Below are 21323 nucleotides of genomic sequence, written 5' to 3'. Positions count from 1 at the left end.
CCAGCAGGGCTTCACCCGCAAGGGTGGGGCCCTGCTGCCGTGTTCCGGGCGTTGCCCGGTCCTTACGGGATCACAGACCCTGCGTGGTTCAGGCGGCCGCCCGGCCTGCTTTCACCGGCACGGCGTCGATGACAGCCCAGCCGTCCGCGTCCGCGATGCGCCTGCTGGCAAACCGGTCGGCCGCGGCGGCATCATCGAAGAGTTCGGTACGGATCCGGCCGCAGTCGGGGTCCAGATAGGTGACTTCATAATATTGGGTGCCGTGGTTGCGGGCACCTTGATATTGGGTGGCGTCGAAATCCTGGTTCTTCTCCATGATTCCAGTGTGCAACTGCCCTCTGACAGTAAGTCTTCATGACCGCGGCGTGTTGCCGAGCCGCAGCAGGCGTTCGCGGGCCAGCGCTTCTTTCCGCCGTTCCTTCCCCGCTGCCCGGGCCGCCTGTTGCGCCTTGGCAGCGGCAAAGTCCACGTGCTTCCGCACAGACTTGAGCTCGTCCTCGGTGCGGGCCAGCTGCTCCCTGAGCGCGCCGGCCTCCTCGGCCAGCCTCGTGGCCTGCGCCGTAGCATCGGCCAGCTGCCGGTCGCAGCGGAGCGCTTCTTCGGCCGCGGTGCGGGCCGTTTCTTCGGCCGCTTGCAGGCCGGCCCTCGCCCGCTCCACAGCCGACGGCGCGGCCAGCCGCGGTTCATCCCGCACGGCCCGCAACCGCGGCTGCGCCGGCAATGAGCCGGGTGCCGGCACGGATTCCGTACCGGTTCCACCGCCAGGCACCGCCACGGCACCCGCCAGATCGACGACGTCGACCCCGTCCGCGCGCAGCGTCCGGAGCAGGCAGCCGCTCCGCACGGCAGCCGCCGCCCCCTCATCCGCCGTGGCCGCCCGCAGGGTCTCCTCCACCTCCGTGGCGACTGCGCTGCTGATCTTCCGGCCCTGCTGCTCCGCCACGGCACAGGCCGTCTTCACTGCCCTGGAGAGCAGTTGCCGCCGCTCCTGCCCCAGCGTGCGCAGTGCCGCCGCCTCCAAGGAAGACTGCGCGGCGCGCATCGAGCCGCCCAGTTCGGCGAGCTCGGCGAGGGTTTCGGGCCGGTGCGCTGCGAGCATGTTCACTGCCCACGCGGCAAGGGACGGCTTGGGAAGGGACCGCACTTCCGCGGCCAGGGACCGCTGTTCCGGGGCGGCTCCGGCCGCTGTCAGTTCCGTCGCCGCAGCGGCCCGGGCGGCCACAAAAGCGCTGTACGGCAAGGCGTACAGCTGCGCCGCAATGCCCGGCAGTTCCTGCGCTCCCATGCAAGAATCATAAGAGCCCTGACCCATCCATGAGGCCGGTCGAGGGTACATCCACCCGAGGAGTGTTCACTTGATCGAAATAGGCGGCCTCCCGGCCCATATCCTGCTTGTCCACGCCGTGGTGGTGCTGGCGCCGATCGCCGGTCTCGGCGCGATCATCTACGCCGTGGCGCCGCGCTGGCGATCATACTTGGCATGGCCGCTGGGTGTGCTGTCCCTTGGGATGGTCCCGGTCTCACTCCTGACGGCGCAGGCCGGCGAACAGTTGCAGAAGACCAGCCCGGCGTCGGCCTTGGTCCACGAGCACGCACAGCAGGGGGACGTGCTCAAGGTCGTGTCCGTGATCTTCTTCGCCGTCGTCGCGGCGATGCTGATCGTCACCCATCAACCCTTCGGCCGGCGCCTGGGATTCCTCGGCGGACTGCGGGAGAACAAGGGTGTCCGCGTCGTGCTCCTGGCCGCAGGGGTTGCCGCTGGTGGATTCTTCATCTATCAGAGCATCGTCACCGGCCACTCGGGTGCGGCCTCGGTCTGGGCCGGCCGCTAGTAAACACGATCGGCACACCGCACACCGCACGCCGGGCGGGCGCCTTTCAGCCTGCCGGCGGCCGCCGGCGGGTGACGCCGGCTAGGACCGCACGCCCGTTCGCGCCTTCCTGAGGGTTAGGACGAGGAGAGCCAGGGCCGCAGCCTGCAGCACGGCCACCACAGTAATGAGCAGCGGCCGGACGCCGTACAACGCCCCGTAGAGAGCCCCGCCGGCCAGCGCTCCGGCCCCTTCGAACGCCGCGAACACTCCATAGGCTGTGCCCTGCCGGACTCCGGGCACCAAGTCCGCGATCAGGGCCTTGACCGTTGAATCCTGGATTCCGATGGCGGTGCCCCAAACCAGGACGCCGGCGAGGACAAGAGTTGCGTCCTGAGCCAGGGCGAGCACCGGCACTGCGGCGGTCAACACCGGCAGCGCCAGCAGCACGACGGCTCCCGAACGGTCGTACATGACGCCGCTTGCGAGGGCCCCCAGCGCGGCCGCGCCCATGGCGCCGGCATAGAGCAGCGGGATCACAGAGACCGGAACGGCCACGGCGGAGGTCAGGTGATACGAGATGACACCGAAGGCCACCAGGCCCGCACTCCAGAAAAGCGCCGCGACCGCAAACAGGGTGAAGTCGCTGGAGAAGACCGACGGCGGCCTGCCGCCCAGGGCGTGGGCCGGCGCGCCCGCGGCGGGGGAGCCGACGACGTCTGCCGCAGCCGCTGGCGGTCCAGCGCCCACGCCCGGACCCTGGACCCGGCGCCGCAGCCAGAGAAGCATCAACAATGCCGCCCCTGCCGGAATGGCCAGCACGGCAAGCGCCGCAGGCAGGACGCCGGTGGCAGCAAGCACAGCTGAAACCAGCAACGGCCCGAGCAGCGCCCCGGCCAGGTCCAGCGACTTGTGGACGGCGAAGCCGCGCCCCCGGCCTACGGGCGTGGCGACGGCGGCCAGGAGGACAGTCTTCGCCGGGCTCCGGACGGCTTTGCCGACCCGGTCACCGATGATGAGCGAGGCGGCGAGGACCAGTCCGGCGGCCCCTGCCGCGGGTGCCACTGCGAGCAGGGGGACGCAGACGGCGGTGAGCACGTATCCGGCCACGGTGAAAGTCCAGTACTTTCCCGTGCGGTCCGCCCACGGCCCGAACACCACCCGCAGCCCCTGCGCCGCGGCCTCCGCGCCCCCCGTGACCAGGCCCACCACCAGGGCTGAGGCGCCGAGCTGGACCAGGAGGGGACCCGCCAACGGGCGCGCGCCGTCGGACACCATATCCGTCGCCAGGCTGACGAGGCCGAACCCGACCACCGCGCCCCAGGTCAGGCGCCGCCGGCTACCGGGCAGGCCGGGCCCATCCGCACCCGGGACAGAGCCGTCCCGCGCACCGGACGGCAGCCTCGCAGCTGGCCTTTTCATGCCACAAGGCTTGTGGACCAGCCAATGAATGGCAAGGGGCTTTTGGACAGGCCGTACGCACGGGGTTCGGACGGGTCAGGCCCCGAGGGCCGCCGGGCAGGTCCCTTCGGAATCCGACGGCGACCCCGGCGGGTGCGCATGGCCCCGGGGGGACCGCTTGGACACGGCGGCAAGAATTCACCCGTCAGACGGGCGCCCGGCCCCACGCGGACCCTAGGATGAGGCTCGTCATCACTTGCGAACAATCAGGAGATCTCTATGACTTATCCTCAACAGACCGCGCCCGCCGGGGCAGTCCCGCTCTGGGCTCCGTATTACGGGGCCCCTATCGGAGAGGCCGCGAGGCGTTTCTGGAAGAAGTACGCCACGTTCTCGGGCCGGGCCAGCAGGAGTGAATACTGGTGGTGGATGCTCATCTCGGTCGGCGTATCCATCGTCCTGCAGATCATCATTGCTGCCGGCAACACCGGGTCCACCACCTCGGCTACCGGCGTAGTGACTGCCACCCCGGGCCCGATAGCCTTCATCGGCTTCATCCTGGCCTTGGTGTGGGGCCTGGCGGCGATCGTTCCGTCACTCGCCCTGACGGCGCGCCGCCTCCACGACGTCAACATGAGCGCGTGGATGATCCTCATCGTGCTCGTACCGTTCCTCGGCGGCCTGGCGTTGTTGGTCATGACCATCTTGCCGTCGAACCCCCAGGGCCAGCGGTTTGACCGGCCCGAAGGCGGCCCCGCCTACGCCGGCAAGGCCTAGGCTGGCAGGAGCGGGCCGGCACCAGGCAGCGCAAGAAAAGAACCCCCGGAAATCGTTGATTTCCGGGGGTTCTTCTCGAGCTTCCTGCCAGAATCGAACTGGCGACCTTCTCATTACGAGTGAGACGCTCTACCAACTGAGCTAAGGAAGCAACCGCATGAATTCCCGGCGAACCGGGCGGATCATGCAAGAGATAACTGTAATGGAGTCCCGGCGCCCGGGTCAAAATGAGCCGCAGGCCGGCGTGGCAGCTGGGCCCCTGCGGGCGCCGGCGGCTGGCGGCAGGTAGTTAGCAGACCGTGTTGTCCGCAGGTTCCTTGCCGTCGATCAGGTACGAGTCCACGGCGTTGCCGATGCAGCTGTTGGAGCGCCCGTACGCCGTGTGGCCTTCGCCCTTCCACGTCAGCAGCGCGGCATTCCCGAGCTGCTTGCGCAGCGCGCTGGCCCATTCCACAGGCGTGGCGGGGTCCCCGGTGGTTCCCACCACAACGATGGGGGCTGCACCCTTGTATTGCACCGGGGCAGGGGTCCTGGTGTTCTTGTACGGCCAGTCCTTGCAGTTGGCACCGCCGTAGGCGAAGTAGTAGCCGAGGGTTGGGGACTCCTGGAGCAGGTGCTGCTCTTCGGCCCGCATCGATGCAGTGTCCGCGTCCATCGGGTAGTCCAGGCAGTTGATGGCGTTGAAGGCGAAGGTGCTGTTGGACGTGTACGCGCCGTTAGGGCCCCGGTCGGCGCCGAAGTCGGCGAGTTGCATCATGCCGCTGCCATCGCCGGCCATGGCCTTGGCGAGGGCCTGGGTGAGGATCGGCCAGTTATCGCTGCTGTACAGGGGGATGAGCAGGCCGTTGACGAACGTGGTCCCCGAGACCAGCCGGCCGTCCTTGGCCCGCAGCGGGCTGGCCGCGGCTTCCTGGATGAGCTTGCCGATCTGCTGGACGCCGTCCTCGGTGCTGCCGCTGAGCGGGCATCCGCTGTTTTGCTGGCAGTTAGCCACGTAGACGCCGAGTTCCCTCTCGAAAGCCTTTGCCTGTCCCCTCGTGAGTTCCTCGTAACTGAGGGACGGGTCCAGGGCGCCGTCGAGGACCATCCGGCCCACGTTGTCGGGGAACATCGAGGCGTACGTGGAACCCAGGAGCGTCCCGTAGGAATAGCCAAGGTAGTTCAGCTTCTTGTCATTGAGTGCCCCGCGCAGGATATCGAGGTCCTTCACGGCGCTGTTGGTGTCAATATGGGCCAGGACCGGGCCGGTCTTCTCCACGCATTTGGCCGCGATGACCTTGTTGTCCGCAAGGCTCTCATCCAGCCCGGCGTCCGTGTCCAGATCGTAGGTCTTGGCCCGGTACGCGTCGCGTTCCTGGTCGGTGAGGCACGTGACCGGCGCGGACCGCTTCACACCGCGCGGGTCGAAGCCCACAACGTCGTAGTTCGCCCGGACCTTCTCGGAAATGCTGGTGGTGCCGGCATCCCTGACGAAGTCGTAGCCCGAGGCGCCCGGTCCGCCGGGGTTGACCAGGAGGCTGCCCTTCTTGTTGCCCTTGGTGGCGACTTTGAGGGCAGCAATTTCGATCGTGGCTCCGTCCGGTTTGCTGTAGTCCAGCGGGACCTTGATCTTGGCGCACTGGAGACTCTTCTCGCACGGCGTCCAGTTGACCTGCTGGGAGTAGAAGCTCCGGAGCTCAGCCGGTGCCGCGGAGGCGATCGACGGGTCGGCCTGCCCCGAATTCCCGGACGTCGTGCCGCCGTCTCCGCTGCCAAAGAGACTGCACGAGGCCAGCATCATGGCCAGGGCCATGGCGCCGAGGGCCCGCACGCCGATCGCCCAGGATCGGAATCTTGCGGGCTGGGGTCGAGCAGGCTTCATGCGGTTCTCCTTGGAGGATAGGAACGAAAGCGGTGGGGCTGGGCGGTTGGTTGGAGTGGCCCTGCGGGCGCCATGTGCCGTCCCGCGGGCAAGAGATCAGGCCGTCAGATGAGGCTGGCAGCCATGGACTCGATGGCCAGCAACGGGGCGACATTGGTGGTGGTGATGCGGTTGCGGGCCTTGTTGATGGCGTCCATGCGGGCGAGGGTGATCTCCGCTGTGGAGCGGGAAGCGAAGTCTTCGAGTTCGCTTCTCAGCTCAAGGTTGACCAGTTCCACGGAGTTCCCCATCTGGATGATCAGGACATCCCGGTAAAAGGAGAGCAGGTCTGTCAGCGTGCGGTCAAGGGAATCAGTGATGGAGCGCTTGGCGCGGCGTTTCTGGTCATCCTCCAGCTGCTTCACCTGGCCCCGCATGGCCGGCGGCAGCGTCCCGCTCTCCGGCGCTCCGAGGGTCGCCAGCAGCGCCGCTTTCTCAGTGGCGTCGCGCTCGTCATTGGAGCTGTTGGCTTCCTCGGTGGCGATCTTGACCAGTTTTTCCGCCATCAGGACCGCCGCGGTGACGCCGCGGAGGGAGAGCGGGAACCGCACGGTTTCAAGCCGGCGCTCCCGTGCCTCCGGGTCCCGGGCCAGGCGCCGGGCGATGCCCACATGGCTCTGGGCCGCGCGGGCCGCGCGGTCGGCGACAGCCGGCTCCACGCCGTCGCGCTTGACCAGGAGGGCCGCGACGTCGGCCGGGGGCGGAAGCCGCAGGGCCACGGCACGGCAGCGGGAGCGGATCGTGACGAGGACGTCGGCAGGGGACGGGGCGCAAAGCATCCACACGGTGCGGGGGGTGGGCTCCTCGATGGCCTTGAGCAGAACATTGGTAGTCCGCTCGGCCATCCGGTCAGCGTCTTCGACGACAATGATGCGCCAGCGGGCCGATGAGGGACGGTTCCCGGCGGTGGACACCAGTTCGCGCGCCTCATCGATGGTGATGGTGACTTTTTCGGTGCGCACGAAGGCGACGTCGGAGTGGGTTTCGCCGAGGATGGTCAGGCAGGCTGCGCACTCGCCGCACCCACGCAAGGTGACGTCCTCCTGATCGCAGTTCAGGGCAGCGGCGAAGGCCTTCGCCGCATTGGAACGGCCCGATCCGGGCGGCCCGGTGAAGAGCCACGCGTGCGTGAGCGCTTCGCCCTGGGCCGCTTGGCGCAGTTGCGCGACGACGGCGGCCTGGCCCTGGAGATCGTCCCAGACGCTCATGCTGTCCTGCTGTGGGGGAGTGCCAGCAAGGACTCGACGCGCTCAAGGATCTGCGCGGCCAGCTCCGCCACGGGAAGCTGCGCGGGCAGGACGAGGTACTTCCCGGGCCGGGCCGCCGCCAGGTCCAGGAAAGCTGCCCGGATCCTGGCGTGGAATTCATCGGCTTCGGATTCGAGGCGGTCCTCGGCGGCTTCCCCCGCGGTCCGCCGTCGTCGGCCGACCCCGGGGTCGACGTCGAGCAACACCGTGAGATCCGGCTGCAGGCCCGACGTGGCCCAGTGGTTGATGTCCCGGACGGCGTCCGCGCCGAGGTCCCGGCCGGCGCCCTGATAAGCGACCGAGGAGTCAATGTACCGGTCGGTGAGGACGACCTCGCCGCGTTCCAGGGCGGGCCGGATGACCTGGTCTGCATGTGCGGCGCGGGAGGCAGCGAAAATCAGGGCCTCCGTGCGGGCATCGATGTGGCCGTGGCCGTGGTCCAGCACCAGGGAACGGAGCTTCTCGCCGATCGGGGTGCCGCCCGGTTCGCGGGTCCGCAGCACCGTGAGGCCGCGCGACTCGAGGGCCCTGGCCAGTTCAGCTGCCTGTGTCGACTTGCCGGCGCCGTCGCCGCCTTCGAAGGCAATGAACAGTCCGGGCAGCGGTCCGGGGTGCTGGGTATTCACGCTCCTAGACTACCGACAATCACCGACGCTTTAGTGTGCGGCGTAACGCCTTGGCCGCCCTGCGGGGCTCCGAAGTACCCTGTGTCCATGAGTCTTTCCGAACAACAGGCAGCAGCGCTCTCCGCAGAAACAGTGGTTGTGGCCGCGGGCCGGCCGCCGCGCCAGCGCGATGAACCGGTCAACCCTCCGCTCGTCCTGTCCTCCACCTACTTCGGCACCGGACCGCTGGGCGACGGGGACCGCGGCTACGGACGGTATTCGAACCCGACGTGGGACCCGTTCGAGGAGGCCCTGGGCCAGCTGGAGGGGGCGGACCTGCCCGGCCTGCTGTACGCCTCGGGGCTGGCCGCCGTGAGCTCGGCACTGTCCCTGGTTCCGGTGCAGGGCGTGCTGGTAATGCCCTCCCACAGCTACGCCGGTTCGCTTGTCATGGCCACGGAACTGGCAGAAAAGGGCTTCCTCGAACTGCGGACAGTGGACATCGCGGATACGGACGCTGTCCTGGCGCAGCTCACGCCGGCCGGCGCGAAACCCGCCAGCATGCTGTGGCTGGAAAGCCCCACCAACCCCATGCTCGGTGTGGCGGACATCCGCGCCTTGACTGCGGCGGCGCATGCGGCCGGAGCAATAGTCGTCACGGACAACACCTTTTCCACGCCCCTCGTGCAGCAGCCCCTGGCCCTCGGATCCGACGTCGTGCTGCATTCGGTGACGAAGTACCTTTCCGGGCACTCCGACGTCGTGCTGGGCGCCTTGGTGACCTCCGACGCGGGGCTCCGCGCCACGCTGCTGCACCACCGCACCATCCACGGCGGAATCGCCGGTCCCTTTGAGGCATGGCTGGCGCTCCGCGGACTGCGCACACTGGCCCTGCGGATCGAACGCTCGCAGGCATCGGCGGCTGTCCTGGCGGAACGCTTGAGCCGGCATCCGAGGGTCGCCAGCATCCGTTTCCCCGGGCTGGCCTCGGACCCGGGCCATGAGCGGGCCACATCACAGATGAAAGGGTTCGGCTCCGTGCTCTGCATCGAGGTTGCCCCCGCGGGCGGCCTCAGCGGCGCCGACGCTGCGGACCGCGTCATCCGCGCCCTCCACCTGTGGCTGCCCGCGACATCCCTTGGCGGGGTGGAATCCCTGATCGAACGCCGGCGCCGGCACACGGCCGAGCCGGCCAGCGTTCCGGACAACCTCGTCCGGATGAGCGTCGGGATCGAAAACGTCGAGGACCTTTGGGCCGATTTGGAACAGGCGTTGGGCACTTTGGACAGCTAGGCTGGGGGAGTGGACGGAAGAATACTCATTTACTATGTCGAAACCGCGATCTACCTGATCCTGGCGGTGGTGGCTTTCGCCATTGAGGCGTGGGCGTTTTTCGACTGCCTCCGCCACAGGGCCAACGCTTTTGAAGCCGTATCGAAGCGGACCAAGACCTTCTGGCTTGCGCTGACCGGCGGCAGCGTGGCCGTCGGCCTGATTTCCCTGGTGTCCCAGCTCGGCGGCGGCGCGGGGGGCATCAGCACCCTGGGCCTGTTCGGACTCGCTGCAGTGACCGCGGCGTCGGTGTACCTCGCGGACGTGCGACCCGCCGTCAAGGACGCGGGCCGCGGCGGTAACCGCGGCTGGTGACCCCCTGACAGCCGGCCCCGAGCGTAGCTCCGCGGTCGTGGCGCCGCGGCACTAACTTCGCGGTCCTAACTCCCCGGGGCCACCGCTTCCCAACCGACCGTCACTTCGCCGAGCCGCCACCGGGACGGCCCGTCCTGGACCGGCCAGCCGCCGTCGAGCAGTGCGCGGCACATGGCTGAGAAGCGCTGCCGGTTTCCGAACGACGCGAGCGGTGCGGCCTCCAGCCACGCCTGGTCCATCGCCTGCAGGTAGGAATGGATCTTCTCGCCCGGCACGTTGCGGTGGATCAGCGCCTTCGGGAGCCGCTCCGCAACGTCCGAGGGCAGCGTGAACGCGCCGAACCGCAGGGACAGGCTCAGGCTCAGCGGCCGCCCGGCGTCGAGCGCCACCCAGGTGACGCGCCGCCCGATCTCGTCGCAGGTCCCGTCGATGAACAGGCCGCCAGGAGCCAGCCGCCCCTGCACGAGCCGCCAGATGTCCTGGACGTCGGTTTCCTCGTACTGCCGCAGTACGTTGAAGGCCCGCACGAGCACGGGGCGGCCGGGCACGGGAAGCTCGAAGCCGCCCAGTTGGAAGCTGAGACCTGGCCGCTCCAGTGACTTCGCCTGCCGGACACGTTCCGGTTCGATTTCGACGCCGGTCACCCGCACGTCCGGACGGACAACGGACAGGCGCTCGAAGAGTTCGACGGCGGTGGCCGGGGAAGCGCCGTAGCCCAGGTCGACCACGAACGGATCGGCCGCTTCACGCAGCCGCCATGCCTGGGGGCCGGCCAGCCAGCGGTCCACACGGCGCATCCGGTTCGGATTGGTGGTTCCGCGGGTCACGTTGCCCACCGGCCTGCCGCTTCGCCGTCCGGGGTTCCTGACCTGCTCCGCTCGTTGCACCACCGCTCCACCCTATCCTCCAACGCGGGGTCACCTACGGCCCATCCGGAGGCCTTGGATGGGTCGTAGGTGACCCCGCGGTGGGGTGGGGTGTGACGGGGATGTAATGCTCGGCGCGGCCAGGGGCGGCTCCGCTAGGATGAAAACCATGACTTACAAGCTGATTCTGCTGCGCCACGGCCACAGCGACTGGAACGCCAAGAACCTGTTCACCGGCTGGGTGGACGTTGACCTCAACGACCAGGGCCGCGCTGAGGCGGTTCGCGGCGGCGAGCTTCTCGTGGAGCACAACATCCTCCCCGACATCCTCTACACCTCACGGCTGAAGCGGGCCATCAATACGGCGAACCTGGCCCTCGAGAAGGCGGACCGCGGCTGGATCGACGTCAAACGCGACTGGCGCCTCAACGAACGCCACTACGGCGCCCTCCAGGGCAAGGACAAGGCGCAGACGCTTGCCGAATTCGGCGAGGAGCAGTTCATGCTCTGGCGCCGGTCCTACGACACCCCGCCGCCGCCCCTGGCCGACGATTCCGAGTTCTCCCAGGTGGGTGACCCGCGCTACAAGGACCTCGGCGACGCCATTCCCCGCACCGAATGCCTCAAGGACGTCCTGATCCGCCTCATGCCGTACTGGGAATCGGACATCAAGGAAGAACTCAAAGCGGGCAAGACCGTCCTGGTTACCGCCCACGGCAACTCGCTCCGTGCCCTGGTCAAGCACCTGGACGGGATCAGCGACGAGGACATCGCCGGCCTGAACATCCCCACCGGCATCCCGCTGGTCTACGAACTGGACGAGAACTTCAAACCGGTCATCCCGGGCGGCACCTACCTCGATCCCGAGGCCGCCGCGGAGTCGATCAAGGCCGTCGCCAGCCAGGGCAAGAAGTAACGCCCAGCCACCGGAAACGACGACGGCGGCCGGTCACCCCCAAGGTGACCGGCCGCCGTCGTTCTGCTTCGTGAGCTAGCTGAAAAGCTAGCTGTGTTCGATGCCGCTCGGCTGCCAGGCCCCTGTGACGAGGTAGGTGACCTTCTGGGCCACAGAGACGCCGTGGTCGGCGAAGCGCTCGAAGTAGCGGCTGGCGAGGGCGACGTCGACAGTCGTGGCCGGGGACTCCTGCCAGTCGCTGCGCGCGATCGCCTTGAAAACGCTCAAGTGGAGATCGTTGACGGCACTGTTGGCCTTCACGATGTCCCGGGCGACGCCGAGGTCGCGGGTTTCCAGCAGCACGGTGAGCTTCTGCGCGATCAGCAGGTCCTGCTGGGCGAAACTCTTGAACGTCGCCTGCAACTGGGCCGGGATCACGTTGGCCGGGTAGCGAAGCCGGGCGAGCTGCGCGAGGTGGCGGGCGAGGTCACCCATGCGCTCCAGCGAGGCACTCATCCGCAGCGAGCCCACGATCATGCGAAGGTCGCTGGCCACCGGGCCCTGCAGCGCCAGGATGTCGATGGCACGCTCGTCGAGGCTGTTCTGCAGGAAGTCGATCCGGGCATCGGCGGCAATGACGTCCTCGGCCAGGTCGATGTCGGCGCCTTCGAACGCCGTCGTGGCCTTCCCGATGGCCTCAGTGACCAGCTTGGAGATTTCTACGAGCTGTTCACCCACCTGGGCGAGCTCTTCCTGAAAAACCTTACGCACGTGTGCGTCCTTTCCTCGGAAATATTGCCTGCCACAACCGTGGCGGACGTATTTCGGTTCACCTCGCGGCGCTTCAACGGCCAACTCTTCCAGTGTCCGGTGAACTGTTGCGCCCCAATAGGTGAACGTTAGCTGAACCGGCGCCGGAATCGCAGGAGATTACGGTTGCGGCCCTGAAGCAGAGCCTAAGCTGGAAGCGTGGACCCAATGCTAATCGGCGTGATCGCCGGCCTGATCGGCCTCTCGCTCGGCATCTTCGGCGTGCTCGCGTTCCGGGTCAGCGAGCAGCAACGGCAGATCGTCGACGTCGACGTCGAGGACCCCTCGCTCCCCGAGGGTGCAGCCGAGGTTCTGGCCGTTGTCGGGAGGGCTTTCGTCGTCGTGGATGCCATCGACGGCGTTGTCCGCGCCAGCCCCGCGGCCTACGCCTATGGCCTGGTCCGCGGGCACACCGTAGTCCACCAGCAGCTGCTGGAAATGACGGCCAAGGTCCGGCGGGACGGCGTCATCCTCGAAAAGCAGCTTGAGCTGCCGCGCGGCCCGCTCGGCCAGGGAACCATCGTGGTCCAGGTCCGGGCAGCCATGATCGCCGAGGACTATATCCTCCTGCTCGCCGATGACCGCACCGAATTCACCCGTACCGAGGAAGTCAGGAACGACTTCGTAGCGAACGTCTCCCACGAACTGAAAACGCCGGTGGGGGCGATTTCCCTGCTGGCCGAGGCGCTGGAGTCATCCGCGGACGACGAAGAGGCCGTCCGGCGCTTCGCCAAGCGCATGCACAAGGAATCGGCCCGGCTCGCGGCACTCGTGCAGGACATCATCGAACTCTCCCGGCTGCAGGGCACGAATGTCACCCAGCAGGGACGCCCGGTGGACATCAACACCGTGGTGTCCGAGGCCGTGGACCGCTCCCAGCTGCCCGCGGAAAGCAAGAACATCCGGCTCGTCGTCGGCGGCCACGCGGACGCGATGGTCTACGGCGACCAGGACCTCCTGGTGACGGCGCTGCGCAACCTGATCGACAACGCCATCCGCTACTCCCCGGACAACACCAAGGTGGGCATCGGCGTACGGTCCAAGGACGGATTGGTTGCGGTGTCCGTCACGGATCAGGGCGAAGGACTCAGCCCGGAAGACCAGGAACGCGTCTTTGAACGCTTCTACCGCGTGGACGCCGCCCGGTCCCGCCATACCGGCGGCACGGGCTTGGGTCTCAGCATTGTCAAACACGTCATCTCCAACCACGGCGGCGAGGTGACCCTGTGGTCGCAGCCAGGGCAGGGATCAACTTTCACCATCAGGCTTCCGGAGATGGAAGGCCAGGACGACGGCGACACCCCCGAGGTCCGCAGACCCGCGGGCCGGCCAGCGGGGCTGCAACGGCCAGCCGGACCACACAGACGGGACGCCGCAGGCGTCCATGAGCAAGGAGCTAGCGCTTGAGCAGGATTCTTATTGTCGAGGACGAAGAGTCCTTCAGCGACCCGCTGTCCTACCTCTTGGGCAAGGAAGGGTTCGAGGTGGAGGTGGTGGACAACGGCCTCGATGCCATCACCGAATTCGACCGCAACGGCGCTGACCTGGTGCTCCTGGACCTCCAGCTGCCCGGGCAGTCCGGCACCGAAGTCTGCCGGCAGCTCCGGCAGCGGTCCAGCGTGCCCGTGATCATGCTGACGGCCAAGGACTCGGAAATCGACAAGGTGGTGGGTTTGGAGCTCGGCGCCGACGACTACGTCACCAAGCCGTACTCCTCGCGGGAACTCGTCGCCAGGGTCCGGGCCGTGCTGCGCCGCCAGGGCGAGCCGGAGGAACTGGTAGCAAGTACCGTGCAGGCCGGCCCTGTCCGGATGGATATCGAGCGGCACGTGGTCAGCGTCGGCGGCGAGCAGGTCTCCCTGCCGCTGAAGGAGTTCGAGCTGCTGGAAATGCTGCTGCGGAACTCCGGCCGGGTTCTGACCCGCGGCCAGTTGATCGACCGCGTCTGGGGCTCGGACTATGTCGGAGACACCAAGACCCTGGACGTCCACGTCAAGCGCCTGCGGAGCAAGATCGAGCCGGACCCCTCGGCGCCGCGGTATCTGATCACAGTCCGCGGGCTGGGCTACAAGTTCGAGCCCTAGCGCCGGAGGCCTTGTGCCGAAGACCCGAATGGGCACATAAAAGGAGGGGCACCCGGCGGGTGCCCCTCCTTTTGGCGAGTAAAGCTAGTGGCCTGCGGTGCTGCTCGGCGTCGGGGACGGCGTCGCGGTGCCGGAGGTGGCAGTCCCCGAGGGGGAAGCGCTCGAGGTGGCCGGGCCGGAGGAGGTGGGCTCCGCCGTCGGCAGGTACTTCTTGTAGTCAACGATCGTCGAGTCCATGACAGGAATCTTGAACTTCGCCTTCTGGCTGGTGCCGTCCTCGACGATGGTGACCTCGACGACGGTACCCGGCTTGCCGCCCGTGGTGCTGAGGATGGCAGCGTCCGTGGAGTCGTTGAGGAGGGTATAGGAGTTCTTCTTGACCGGAACCTGGGTCTGGGATCCGCCGGCGCCGTTGATGGTCAGCTTCACATCGTTCGACGACGAGTTGTACACCGCGCCGACCACGCGTCCGGGCTTGTTCTCCCCCTCGGAGATGATCAACATGTTGCGCAGCTGCAGCGGGCCGAGGTCCGTGCGGGTTCCGTCCGACGCCGAATACTGCTCCGAGGTCTGCTGGGGGTTGATGTAGCCGCAGCCGGTTACCGACAGCAGGCCAATGCCAAGTGCCGCCGTTGCCATTGCCAGCTTGCCGCGCTGGCCCCGGTTCATCGCAGTGAAACGCACGTCACGCACTCCTTGAGAGTCTTGGAACATTATTCAGCCATAGCCTAGCCGCAATCGGCCCCAAACGAGGATTCGGGCGGTACACAGGGCGGTCCGCAGAGCGCTACACCCGGACGTGCGCAGAGGAAGGGTCGGCCGGCTGCCCCGCTCCCGGCCGTGCAAGCCTAAGCCTCTTGGCAGCGGGTGGCCAATGCACTATTATCCGCATCCGTCAAGTAGTTTGAGGGGGTCGATTTGGGCCATTTTCCGCGGATTCATGCGGTTTCAGGGCACGATGCATGGCAGTTGTATGCCTTAATCGTGATAAACTGGTCTGCGGGAAAGGGGAATGTCCACATGGTTTTTGAGGTCGGCGAGACAGTAGTTTACCCTCACCACGGTGCAGCAAAAATTGAAGAAATCAAGATGCGCACTGTCAAGGGCGAAGAGAAAATGTATCTCAGGCTCAAGGTGGCTCAGGGTGATCTGACCATTGAAGTTCCAGCAGAAAACGTTGACCTAGTTGGGGTCAGGGACGTAGTGGGCAAGGAAGGCCTGGAGCACGTGTTTGACGTGCTGCGGGCTGAGTTCACTGAGGAGCCCACCAACTGGTCGCGTCGTTACAAGGCAAACCTGGAAAAGCTTGCATCCGGTGACGTCATCAAGGTGGCAGAGGTCGTCCGCGACCTGTGGCGCCGCGATCACGATCGGGGTCTCTCCGCAGGGGAGAAGCGCATGCTGGCCAAAGCCCGCCAGATTCTGATTTCAGAACTGGCGCTGGCGGAAAAGACGGACGAAGAGAAGGCCGCAAGCGTTCTCGACGAAGTCCTGGCTTCCTAAGACAAGAATCGAACCCCGGTGGCTTAGGCCGCCGGGGCTTCTTTTTGCCCTTTTTCAGCCCCCGCCGCCCCCGGATTTTCGCCTGCCGCCCCAAGTTGCGCGGTCACCTGGAGTCCCTCCGGGCGCCGAGAACGACCACAACCGATGGCTCAGTGGGACGAAGCGCGGCCGGGACGTAGTGTTGTGCGCATGAACACTGCATCGACACCCCCCGTCACCGCGGTCATCGTTGTGGCTGCGGGTTCCGGCCAGCGCCTGGGCTACGGCATGCCGAAAGCCAAGGTGCCGCTGGGCGGGGAGAGCATCCTCACCCACGCGCTGCGGGGCGTCGCCGCCGCCGGGGTTGCCCGGCAAATCTGCGTTGCCATTCCGCAGGGGGATGCCGAACTGCGCGCATTGTGCGAGGAGTTCGCCCGGGAGCTCAAGGCAGCGCATCGCCGCAACGCCGCGTCCGGGCACTCCCTGCAGGATCCGGTCCTGACCGTCGTGGACGGCGGCGCCAGCCGCGCCGATTCCGTCCGTGCGGCAATGGCTGCCCTGCTGCCGGGAACGGAGGCCGTCCTGGTGCACGACGCGGCCAGGGCCCTGACGCCGGAGTCCGTCTTTCACCGGGTGGCCGAGGCACTCGCCGCCGGCGCGGTCGCCGTCATCCCCGTGATGCCGGTGGTTGACACCGTCAAAACCGTCGAATCCACAACGGGCGACGGCGCCGCGGTTGCCCCCGAACTGGTCACCGGGACAGCCCCCCGCGAGACGCTCCGTGCGGTGCAGACGCCACAGGGATTCACCTTGGCCGCCCTGCAGCGTGCCCACGCGGCAGCAGCGGGATTCGACGCCGTCGAGGCCGCCGCCGTCACCGACGACGCCATGTTGGTGGAGCTCCTGGGCATCCCCGTCCACGCCGTACGCGGCGCCAGCCAGTCCCTGAAGATCACGACCCCGCTCGACCTGATCCTTGCCGAAGGACTCCTCGAAGGACCCCTCGGCGCACGGTGGGTGGAAGGCTGATCATGGCCGATACCCAGAGCCGAATGCGCCAAAGCGGCGCCCCCGTCATCCCCCGCACGGGCATCGGAATCGATGTCCATGCCTACGCTGCCGAGCACGAGCCGCGGCCCCTGTGGCTCGGCGGCCTGTTCTGGGACGGCGAACGGGGGCTGGCCGGCCATTCCGACGGCGATCCGGTGGCGCATTCCGCCGCCGACGCGCTCTTCTCGGCCTGCGGAATCGGGGATCTCGGTACGCACTTCGGCACCGACCGCCCGGAATACGCCGGCGCATCCGGAGTCACCCTATTGACCGAGGCCGCCAGGATCGTCCGCGCGCAAGGATTCGAGATCGGCAACATCGCGGTGCAGTTCGTAGCCAACCGGCCCAAGTTCGGCCCGCGGCGGGAGGAATCGCAGCGCGTCCTCAGCGCCGCCGCCGGGGCGCCGGTAAGCGTCACGGCCACGACGAGCGACGGGCTCGGATTCACCGGCCGCGGCGAGGGGATCTCGGCCGTGGCCACGGCGCTCGTCTACGCGGTCCGCTGATCCGCCCATGCTGAACGGCCCTGCTCGCTGGGCCATTCGTCCCCTAGGCTTAAGGGGCAACCCTTCCGGCAACATCAGGAGACTCCCGTGAATAAGCTGCTGCCCGCTGTCGTCGTCGTGGCGGGATTGCTGCTGACCGGCTGTGCCGGCTCATCGACGCCCGCCGCGACGCCGAGCCCGACGCCGAAGATGAGCGTCGACGAAAGCTGCAAGTTCCTCAACACCGATACCTTCGTGCCGACCGGGACTCCGAAGGAACAGGCCGGCCAGATCGGCAAGCACTATCAGGAAGTCGCGGACAAGGTGGCCCCCGAGGTGGGCGCGCCGATCCAGAAAATGGCCGACATCATGAAACAGGTGGCGGACGGTCCCGACGGAAGCAAGACCACCGACCAGACGGCCCAGCTCAAGGAGCAGATCGACAAGATCGGGCAGTACTGCAAATAGACGTTCCGGGTGCCCGCGTGGTGAACCATCACCGGCCGGTCAGGCCAGGAAGCCCCATCGGCTAATCTGGAGCGGTGACCCTGCGCTTCTATGACACAGCATCCGCCGAAGTCCGCGACTTCGTCCCCCTGGTACCGGGCCGTGTGAGCCTGTACTACTGCGGTGCCACGGTCCAGGGCATGCCGCACGTCGGGCACATCCGCTCGGCCATCGCCTTCGACCAGCTCACCCGCTGGCTGCAGTACCGCGGCTTCCGCGCGACCGTCGTCCGGAACGTCACCGACATCGACGACAAGATCCTGGCCAAGTCAGCCGACTCCTTTGAGCAGGGCTTTGACGAGCCCGGAGCCATCCCCAACGAGGAATGGTGGGCGCTGGCCTACCGCTACGAGCAGGAATTCCTCAAGGCCTACGACACCCTCGGCGTCTCCCGCCCCACCTACGAGCCGCGCGCCACCGGCCACATCCCCGAAATGCACGCCCTCATCCAGCAGCTCATGGACCGCGGGCACGCCTATCCGGCCCTCGATGATTCCGGCGACGTCTACTTCGACGTCCGCTCATGGAACAAGTACGGCTCACTGACGCGCCAGAAGATCGATGACATGCAAGGCGCGCCCGACGCCGACCCCCGCGGCAAGAAGGACCCCCGGGATTTTGCGCTGTGGAAGGGCTACAAGGAGGGCGAGCCGACGTCGGCGAGCTGGGCCTCCCCATGGGGCGCCGGCCGCCCGGGCTGGCACCTGGAATGCTCCGCGATGGTCACCAAATACCTCGGCACCGAGTTCGATATCCACGGCGGCGGCCTGGACCTGCGCTTCCCGCACCACGAGAACGAGATGGCGCAGTCCCAGGCTGCGGGCCACGGCTTCGCCAACTTCTGGATGCACAACGGCATGGTCACCTACGCGGGTGAAAAGATGTCCAAATCCATCGGCAACACTGTCAGCCCGGCCGAGATGCTGGAGCTCGCTCCGCCGCGCGTGGTCCGCTATTACCTCGGCCAGGCACAGTACCGCTCGGTGCTGGACTACCAGCCGACATCGCTGCAGGAGGCCGCAGCCGCCGTCGAGCGGATCGATGGATTCATCAGCCGCGCACTTCGGAGCACGATGACGCATGACGGCGCGTCCGTCCCCGAAGGCGCATCTGTCCCCGACGCATTTGCGGCCGCCATGGACGACGACCTGAACGTCCCCCAGGCCCTTGCTGTGCTTCACGAAACCGTCCGCGCCGGCAACACCGCCCTCACTGACGGGGAGCTCGACGCCGCCCGGGCGGCACTTGCCAGCGTCACCGGCATGCTGGAAGTCCTTGGCCTCAGCGCCACTGCGACGCCGGCAGCCGACGAGCAGGCCAACACCGCGCTCGGAGTCCTCGTCGAGGCGCAGCTCGCGGCCCGAGCCCAGGCCCGCGCCGGAAAGGACTGGGCCGCGTCCGACGCCATCCGGGACACCCTGGCTGCGGCCGGCGTCGTGGTCGAGGACGGTCCGGACGGCGCGATGTGGAGCCTCAAGCGCGGCTGACAACGCTCCGCCGCGCGGACTGACAAGCACCCCCGCCACACCCTGCGGTCGAGGATTTAACTCGAGTCAGTAGACTGGAGGTCAGACTTGTCAACAAATCGCGTATTACCAAAGCAGGGGTGGAACTCATGGCCAACAACGGTCGCCGGTCGGTCAAGATGAAGAAGGGCCCCTCCGTCGGAACCGGCGGTCACGGCCGCAAGGCTCTCGAGGGCAAGGGCCCGACGCCCAAGGCGGAGGACCGCCCGTACCACAAGGCCCACAAAAACAAGCAGCTCGCGGAACGTTCCGCGGCCAAGCGTCCGGGCGCCCCGCGCGCAGCCGGCGCCCGCTCCGGACCCAAGGGCCGTGCCACCGAGGAAGTTGTCACCGGACGCAACTCGGTTGTCGAAGCACTCCGCGCCGGCATCCCGGCCAAGGCACTGCACATCGCCGTCCGGATCGAGATGGACGACCGCGTCAAAGAGTCCCTCAAGCTCGCGGCCGAGCGCGGCATCCCGCTGCTCGAAACCGGCAAGCCCGAGCTGGACCGCATGACCGAGGACGCCATCCACCAGGGGCTCGTGCTGCAGATCCCGCCGTACGAATACCAGGACGCGTTCGAACTCGCCGAACACACCCTCGAGGCCTGGAAGAAGGGCCACGTCGCCAACGCTCCGCTCTTCGTCGCGTTGGACGGCATCACCGATCCCCGCAACCTCGGCGCGATCATCCGCTCCGTTTCGGCCTTCAGCGGCCACGGTGTCATCGTCCCGGAGCGCCGCTCCGTCGGCGTCACCGCCTCGGCCTGGAAGACCAGCGCGGGCGCCGCCGTGCGCGTGCCGGTTGCCCGTGCCGCCAACCTCAACAACACGCTCAAGGCGTTCAAGAACATGGGCATCTATGTTCTGGGTCTCGACGGCGACGGCGACGTCTCGCTGCCGGACCTCGCCCTGGCCACCGAACCGGTGTGCCTCGTTGTGGGTTCCGAGGGCAAGGGACTGAGCCGCCTGGTCCGCGAAAACTGCGACCAGATCGTCTCCATCCCGATCGACTCCGCCATGGAATCACTCAACGCCTCGATGGCCGTCGGCATCTCCCTCTACGAGATCTCCCGCCAGCGCGCTGCCAAGTAAGGTAGTTGCTTCTTCGGGTCGGGTCCGCCGGAACCGCAGTCTTCCCGTCGCTTAGGCACCTCCCGACGCTCCGCTCGGCCGCGGCCGGCCTCGCTCCGCTCTGGTCGGCGATGCGCTCCTTAGCAAGACTCCGGTTCCCCCTCTGACGCTCCCTCACCTTTTGCGGGTGGATGGCAAACGCTCCCTCACACCTTGTGAGGGAGCGTTCGGTTTGGGAGTGCGAGACCTGAGGGAGCGTTCGGTTTGGGAGTGCGAGAGGTGAGGGAGCGTCGAAGGTAACCGGGCTCAGAACTTGTGGCGGTTGGCCAGGACCGGGAGTTGGGTGCGGGCTTCCTTGACGACGGCGGTGTCCAGGTCCGCGAACAACAGGCCGGGGGCGCCGTCAAGTTCGGCCAGGATGTCGCCCATGGGCGAGACAACGACCGAGTGCCCGACGCCGGTGGGGGCGGAGCCTTTGACCGGGATGCCCTGGCTGGCGGGGTCGCCCTGGCCACAGGCAAGGACCAGGGTGGTGGAGTCCAGGGCGCGGGCGCGGGCCAGGAGCTTCCACTGCTCGGCTTTGCCCGGACCAGAGCCCCACGAGGCGCAGACGATGTTGACCTGGGCGCCGCGGTCCGCGTTTTCCGTAAACAGGTCGGGGAAGCGGATGTCGTAACAGGTGGCCAGGCCGAACCTCACGCCCCCGGCCTCGAACGTGACGGGCTCGGTGCCGGCGTCGACCGTGTCCGACTCCGCGAAACCAAACGCATCGAAGAGGTGGATTTTGTCGTAGCTCGCCTCCACTCCGGGGCCGGTGGCCAGGAGGGTGTTCCGCACTTTGCGGGCGCCGCCGTCGGTCACTGAGCCTGGCGTGAACATCCCGGCGACGATCACGATTCCGAGTTCCGACGCAATGGCGCGGAGGTGGGAGGCCCATGGGCCGTCCAGCGGCTCGGCAATGTCTACCAGGGAATTGCCGAAGGCACGCATTGCGGCCTCCGGGAACACCACCAGCCCGGCGCCCCCGGTCTTGGCCTGCCGGGCGTATTCCTCCACGAGGGCCAGATTTGTTCCAAGATCGCGTCCGGTGATGATTTGGGCCAGCGCAACTCGCACATTTACCTCCAATTCAGCGCTTCATTCCAGTATGAAGCGTTGCTATTCCGTAGACCGCA

At 67.3% G+C, this 21323-nt stretch carries 23 protein-coding genes and 1 tRNA gene; 13 read left to right on the top strand and 11 right to left on the bottom strand.

Annotated features, from left to right (window positions below; genetic code table 11):
• Nucleotides 1-88 precede the first annotated feature (88 nt).
• Both AC1DES_RS03275 and AC1DES_RS03270 read right to left on the bottom strand, forming a co-directional pair.
• On the bottom strand, nt 89-316 hold the full coding sequence (locus AC1DES_RS03275) for a hypothetical protein (RefSeq protein WP_476894254.1): 228 nt from the start codon (nt 314-316) through the stop codon (nt 89-91).
• A gap of 36 nt (nt 317-352) precedes the next feature.
• Nucleotides 353-1285: a hypothetical protein gene (locus AC1DES_RS03270; RefSeq protein ID WP_476894253.1), complete on the bottom strand. Its 933-nt coding sequence runs from the start codon at nt 1283-1285 to the stop codon at nt 353-355.
• Between the two features lie 70 nt (nt 1286-1355).
• Between AC1DES_RS03270 and AC1DES_RS03265 the strand changes: the two genes are divergently transcribed.
• Nucleotides 1356-1832: a hypothetical protein gene (locus tag AC1DES_RS03265; protein ID WP_476894252.1), complete on the top strand. Its 477-nt coding sequence runs from the start codon at nt 1356-1358 to the stop codon at nt 1830-1832.
• A gap of 81 nt (nt 1833-1913) precedes the next feature.
• Here the strand turns inward: AC1DES_RS03265 and AC1DES_RS03260 are convergent, their stop codons facing one another.
• A complete protein-coding gene (locus AC1DES_RS03260) occupies nt 1914-3233 on the bottom strand; it encodes an MFS transporter (protein ID WP_476894251.1) in 1320 nt (439 codons plus the stop codon).
• Between the two features lie 258 nt (nt 3234-3491).
• On the opposite strand from AC1DES_RS03260, the gene AC1DES_RS03255 reads away from it, so the two are divergent.
• On the top strand, nt 3492-3989 hold the full coding sequence (locus tag AC1DES_RS03255) for a DUF805 domain-containing protein (protein WP_476894250.1): 498 nt from the start codon (nt 3492-3494) through the stop codon (nt 3987-3989).
• Nucleotides 3990-4067: 78 nt separating this feature from the next.
• On the opposite strand, the gene AC1DES_RS03250 is transcribed toward AC1DES_RS03255, so the two are convergent.
• The 4 genes from AC1DES_RS03250 to tmk form a co-directional block, all read right to left on the bottom strand.
• Nucleotides 4068-4140, bottom strand: a tRNA-Thr gene (locus tag AC1DES_RS03250).
• Between the two features lie 138 nt (nt 4141-4278).
• Nucleotides 4279-5850 carry an alpha/beta hydrolase gene (locus tag AC1DES_RS03245; protein WP_476894249.1) on the bottom strand — a complete coding sequence of 524 codons (1572 nt, stop codon included), beginning with the start codon at nt 5848-5850 and terminating at the stop codon, nt 4279-4281.
• A gap of 104 nt (nt 5851-5954) precedes the next feature.
• On the bottom strand, nt 5955-7097 hold the full coding sequence (locus AC1DES_RS03240) for a DNA polymerase III subunit delta' (protein WP_476894248.1): 1143 nt from the start codon (nt 7095-7097) through the stop codon (nt 5955-5957).
• Nucleotides 7094-7762 carry a dTMP kinase gene (gene tmk / locus AC1DES_RS03235; RefSeq protein WP_476894247.1) on the bottom strand — a complete coding sequence of 223 codons (669 nt, stop codon included), beginning with the start codon at nt 7760-7762 and terminating at the stop codon, nt 7094-7096. The genes AC1DES_RS03240 and tmk overlap by 4 nt, the downstream gene beginning before the upstream one ends.
• An 87-nt stretch (nt 7763-7849) precedes the next feature.
• Between tmk and AC1DES_RS03230 the strand changes: the two genes are divergently transcribed.
• Nucleotides 7850-9034, top strand: coding sequence for a trans-sulfuration enzyme family protein (locus tag AC1DES_RS03230; RefSeq protein WP_476894246.1), 1185 nt, complete (start codon nt 7850-7852; stop codon nt 9032-9034).
• 9 nt (nt 9035-9043) lie between these two features.
• Entirely contained in the window at nt 9044-9388 is a 345-nt protein-coding gene (locus AC1DES_RS03225; RefSeq protein WP_476894245.1) for a DUF2516 family protein, read from the top strand.
• A gap of 65 nt (nt 9389-9453) precedes the next feature.
• On the opposite strand, the gene AC1DES_RS03220 is transcribed toward AC1DES_RS03225, so the two are convergent.
• Complete coding sequence (locus AC1DES_RS03220) at nt 9454-10278, bottom strand: class I SAM-dependent methyltransferase (protein ID WP_476894244.1); 825 nt, start codon at nt 10276-10278, stop codon at nt 9454-9456.
• A 145-nt stretch (nt 10279-10423) separates the two neighbouring features.
• Between AC1DES_RS03220 and AC1DES_RS03215 the strand changes: the two genes are divergently transcribed.
• The gene (locus AC1DES_RS03215) at nt 10424-11170 is read left to right on the top strand and encodes a phosphoglyceromutase (protein ID WP_476894243.1); all 747 of its coding nucleotides are present in this window, start codon (nt 10424-10426) and stop codon (nt 11168-11170) included.
• A gap of 87 nt (nt 11171-11257) precedes the next feature.
• Here AC1DES_RS03215 and phoU read toward each other — a convergent pair whose 3' ends face one another.
• Complete coding sequence (gene phoU, locus AC1DES_RS03210) at nt 11258-11920, bottom strand: phosphate signaling complex protein PhoU (RefSeq protein WP_476894242.1); 663 nt, start codon at nt 11918-11920, stop codon at nt 11258-11260.
• Between the two features lie 207 nt (nt 11921-12127).
• On the opposite strand from phoU, the gene AC1DES_RS03205 reads away from it, so the two are divergent.
• Complete coding sequence (locus AC1DES_RS03205; RefSeq protein WP_476894493.1) at nt 12128-13366, top strand: sensor histidine kinase; 1239 nt, start codon at nt 12128-12130, stop codon at nt 13364-13366.
• Nucleotides 13363-14043 (top strand): winged helix-turn-helix domain-containing protein, encoded by a 681-nt coding sequence (locus tag AC1DES_RS03200; protein ID WP_476894241.1) that lies wholly within the window; start codon nt 13363-13365, stop codon nt 14041-14043. Before AC1DES_RS03205 ends, AC1DES_RS03200 begins: the two co-directional genes overlap by 4 nt.
• Before the next feature lie 84 nt (nt 14044-14127).
• Here AC1DES_RS03200 and AC1DES_RS03195 read toward each other — a convergent pair whose 3' ends face one another.
• Complete coding sequence (locus AC1DES_RS03195) at nt 14128-14712, bottom strand: hypothetical protein (protein WP_476894492.1); 585 nt, start codon at nt 14710-14712, stop codon at nt 14128-14130.
• Nucleotides 14713-15063: 351 nt separating this feature from the next.
• On the opposite strand from AC1DES_RS03195, the gene AC1DES_RS03190 reads away from it, so the two are divergent.
• The 6 genes from AC1DES_RS03190 to rlmB all read left to right on the top strand — a co-directional run bounded on the left by AC1DES_RS03190 (nt 15064) and on the right by rlmB (nt 20169).
• Nucleotides 15064-15546, top strand: coding sequence for a CarD family transcriptional regulator (locus AC1DES_RS03190; RefSeq protein ID WP_476894240.1), 483 nt, complete (start codon nt 15064-15066; stop codon nt 15544-15546).
• A gap of 189 nt (nt 15547-15735) precedes the next feature.
• Nucleotides 15736-16554, top strand: a complete 819-nt coding sequence (locus AC1DES_RS03185) for an IspD/TarI family cytidylyltransferase (protein WP_476894239.1) — start codon at nt 15736-15738, stop codon at nt 16552-16554.
• Between the two features lie 2 nt (nt 16555-16556).
• Nucleotides 16557-17081, top strand: a complete 525-nt coding sequence (ispF, locus tag AC1DES_RS03180; RefSeq protein ID WP_476894238.1) for a 2-C-methyl-D-erythritol 2,4-cyclodiphosphate synthase — start codon at nt 16557-16559, stop codon at nt 17079-17081.
• A gap of 87 nt (nt 17082-17168) precedes the next feature.
• Nucleotides 17169-17528 carry a hypothetical protein gene (locus AC1DES_RS03175; RefSeq protein WP_476894237.1) on the top strand — a complete coding sequence of 120 codons (360 nt, stop codon included), beginning with the start codon at nt 17169-17171 and terminating at the stop codon, nt 17526-17528.
• A gap of 74 nt (nt 17529-17602) precedes the next feature.
• Entirely contained in the window at nt 17603-19054 is a 1452-nt protein-coding gene (gene cysS, locus AC1DES_RS03170; RefSeq protein WP_476894236.1) for a cysteine--tRNA ligase, read from the top strand.
• Nucleotides 19055-19182: 128 nt separating this feature from the next.
• Nucleotides 19183-20169, top strand: a complete 987-nt coding sequence (gene rlmB, locus AC1DES_RS03165) for a 23S rRNA (guanosine(2251)-2'-O)-methyltransferase RlmB (protein WP_476894235.1) — start codon at nt 19183-19185, stop codon at nt 20167-20169.
• Between the two features lie 285 nt (nt 20170-20454).
• On the opposite strand, the gene AC1DES_RS03160 is transcribed toward rlmB, so the two are convergent.
• Nucleotides 20455-21264, bottom strand: coding sequence for a carbon-nitrogen hydrolase family protein (locus tag AC1DES_RS03160; protein WP_476894234.1), 810 nt, complete (start codon nt 21262-21264; stop codon nt 20455-20457).
• Nucleotides 21265-21323 lie beyond the last annotated feature (59 nt).

The sequence above is a fragment of the Arthrobacter sp. 05T442 genome (genome assembly GCF_056395945.1).
The sequence above is the reverse complement of the archived record's forward strand: the minus strand, read 5'-3'. Positions and strand labels throughout refer to the sequence as shown.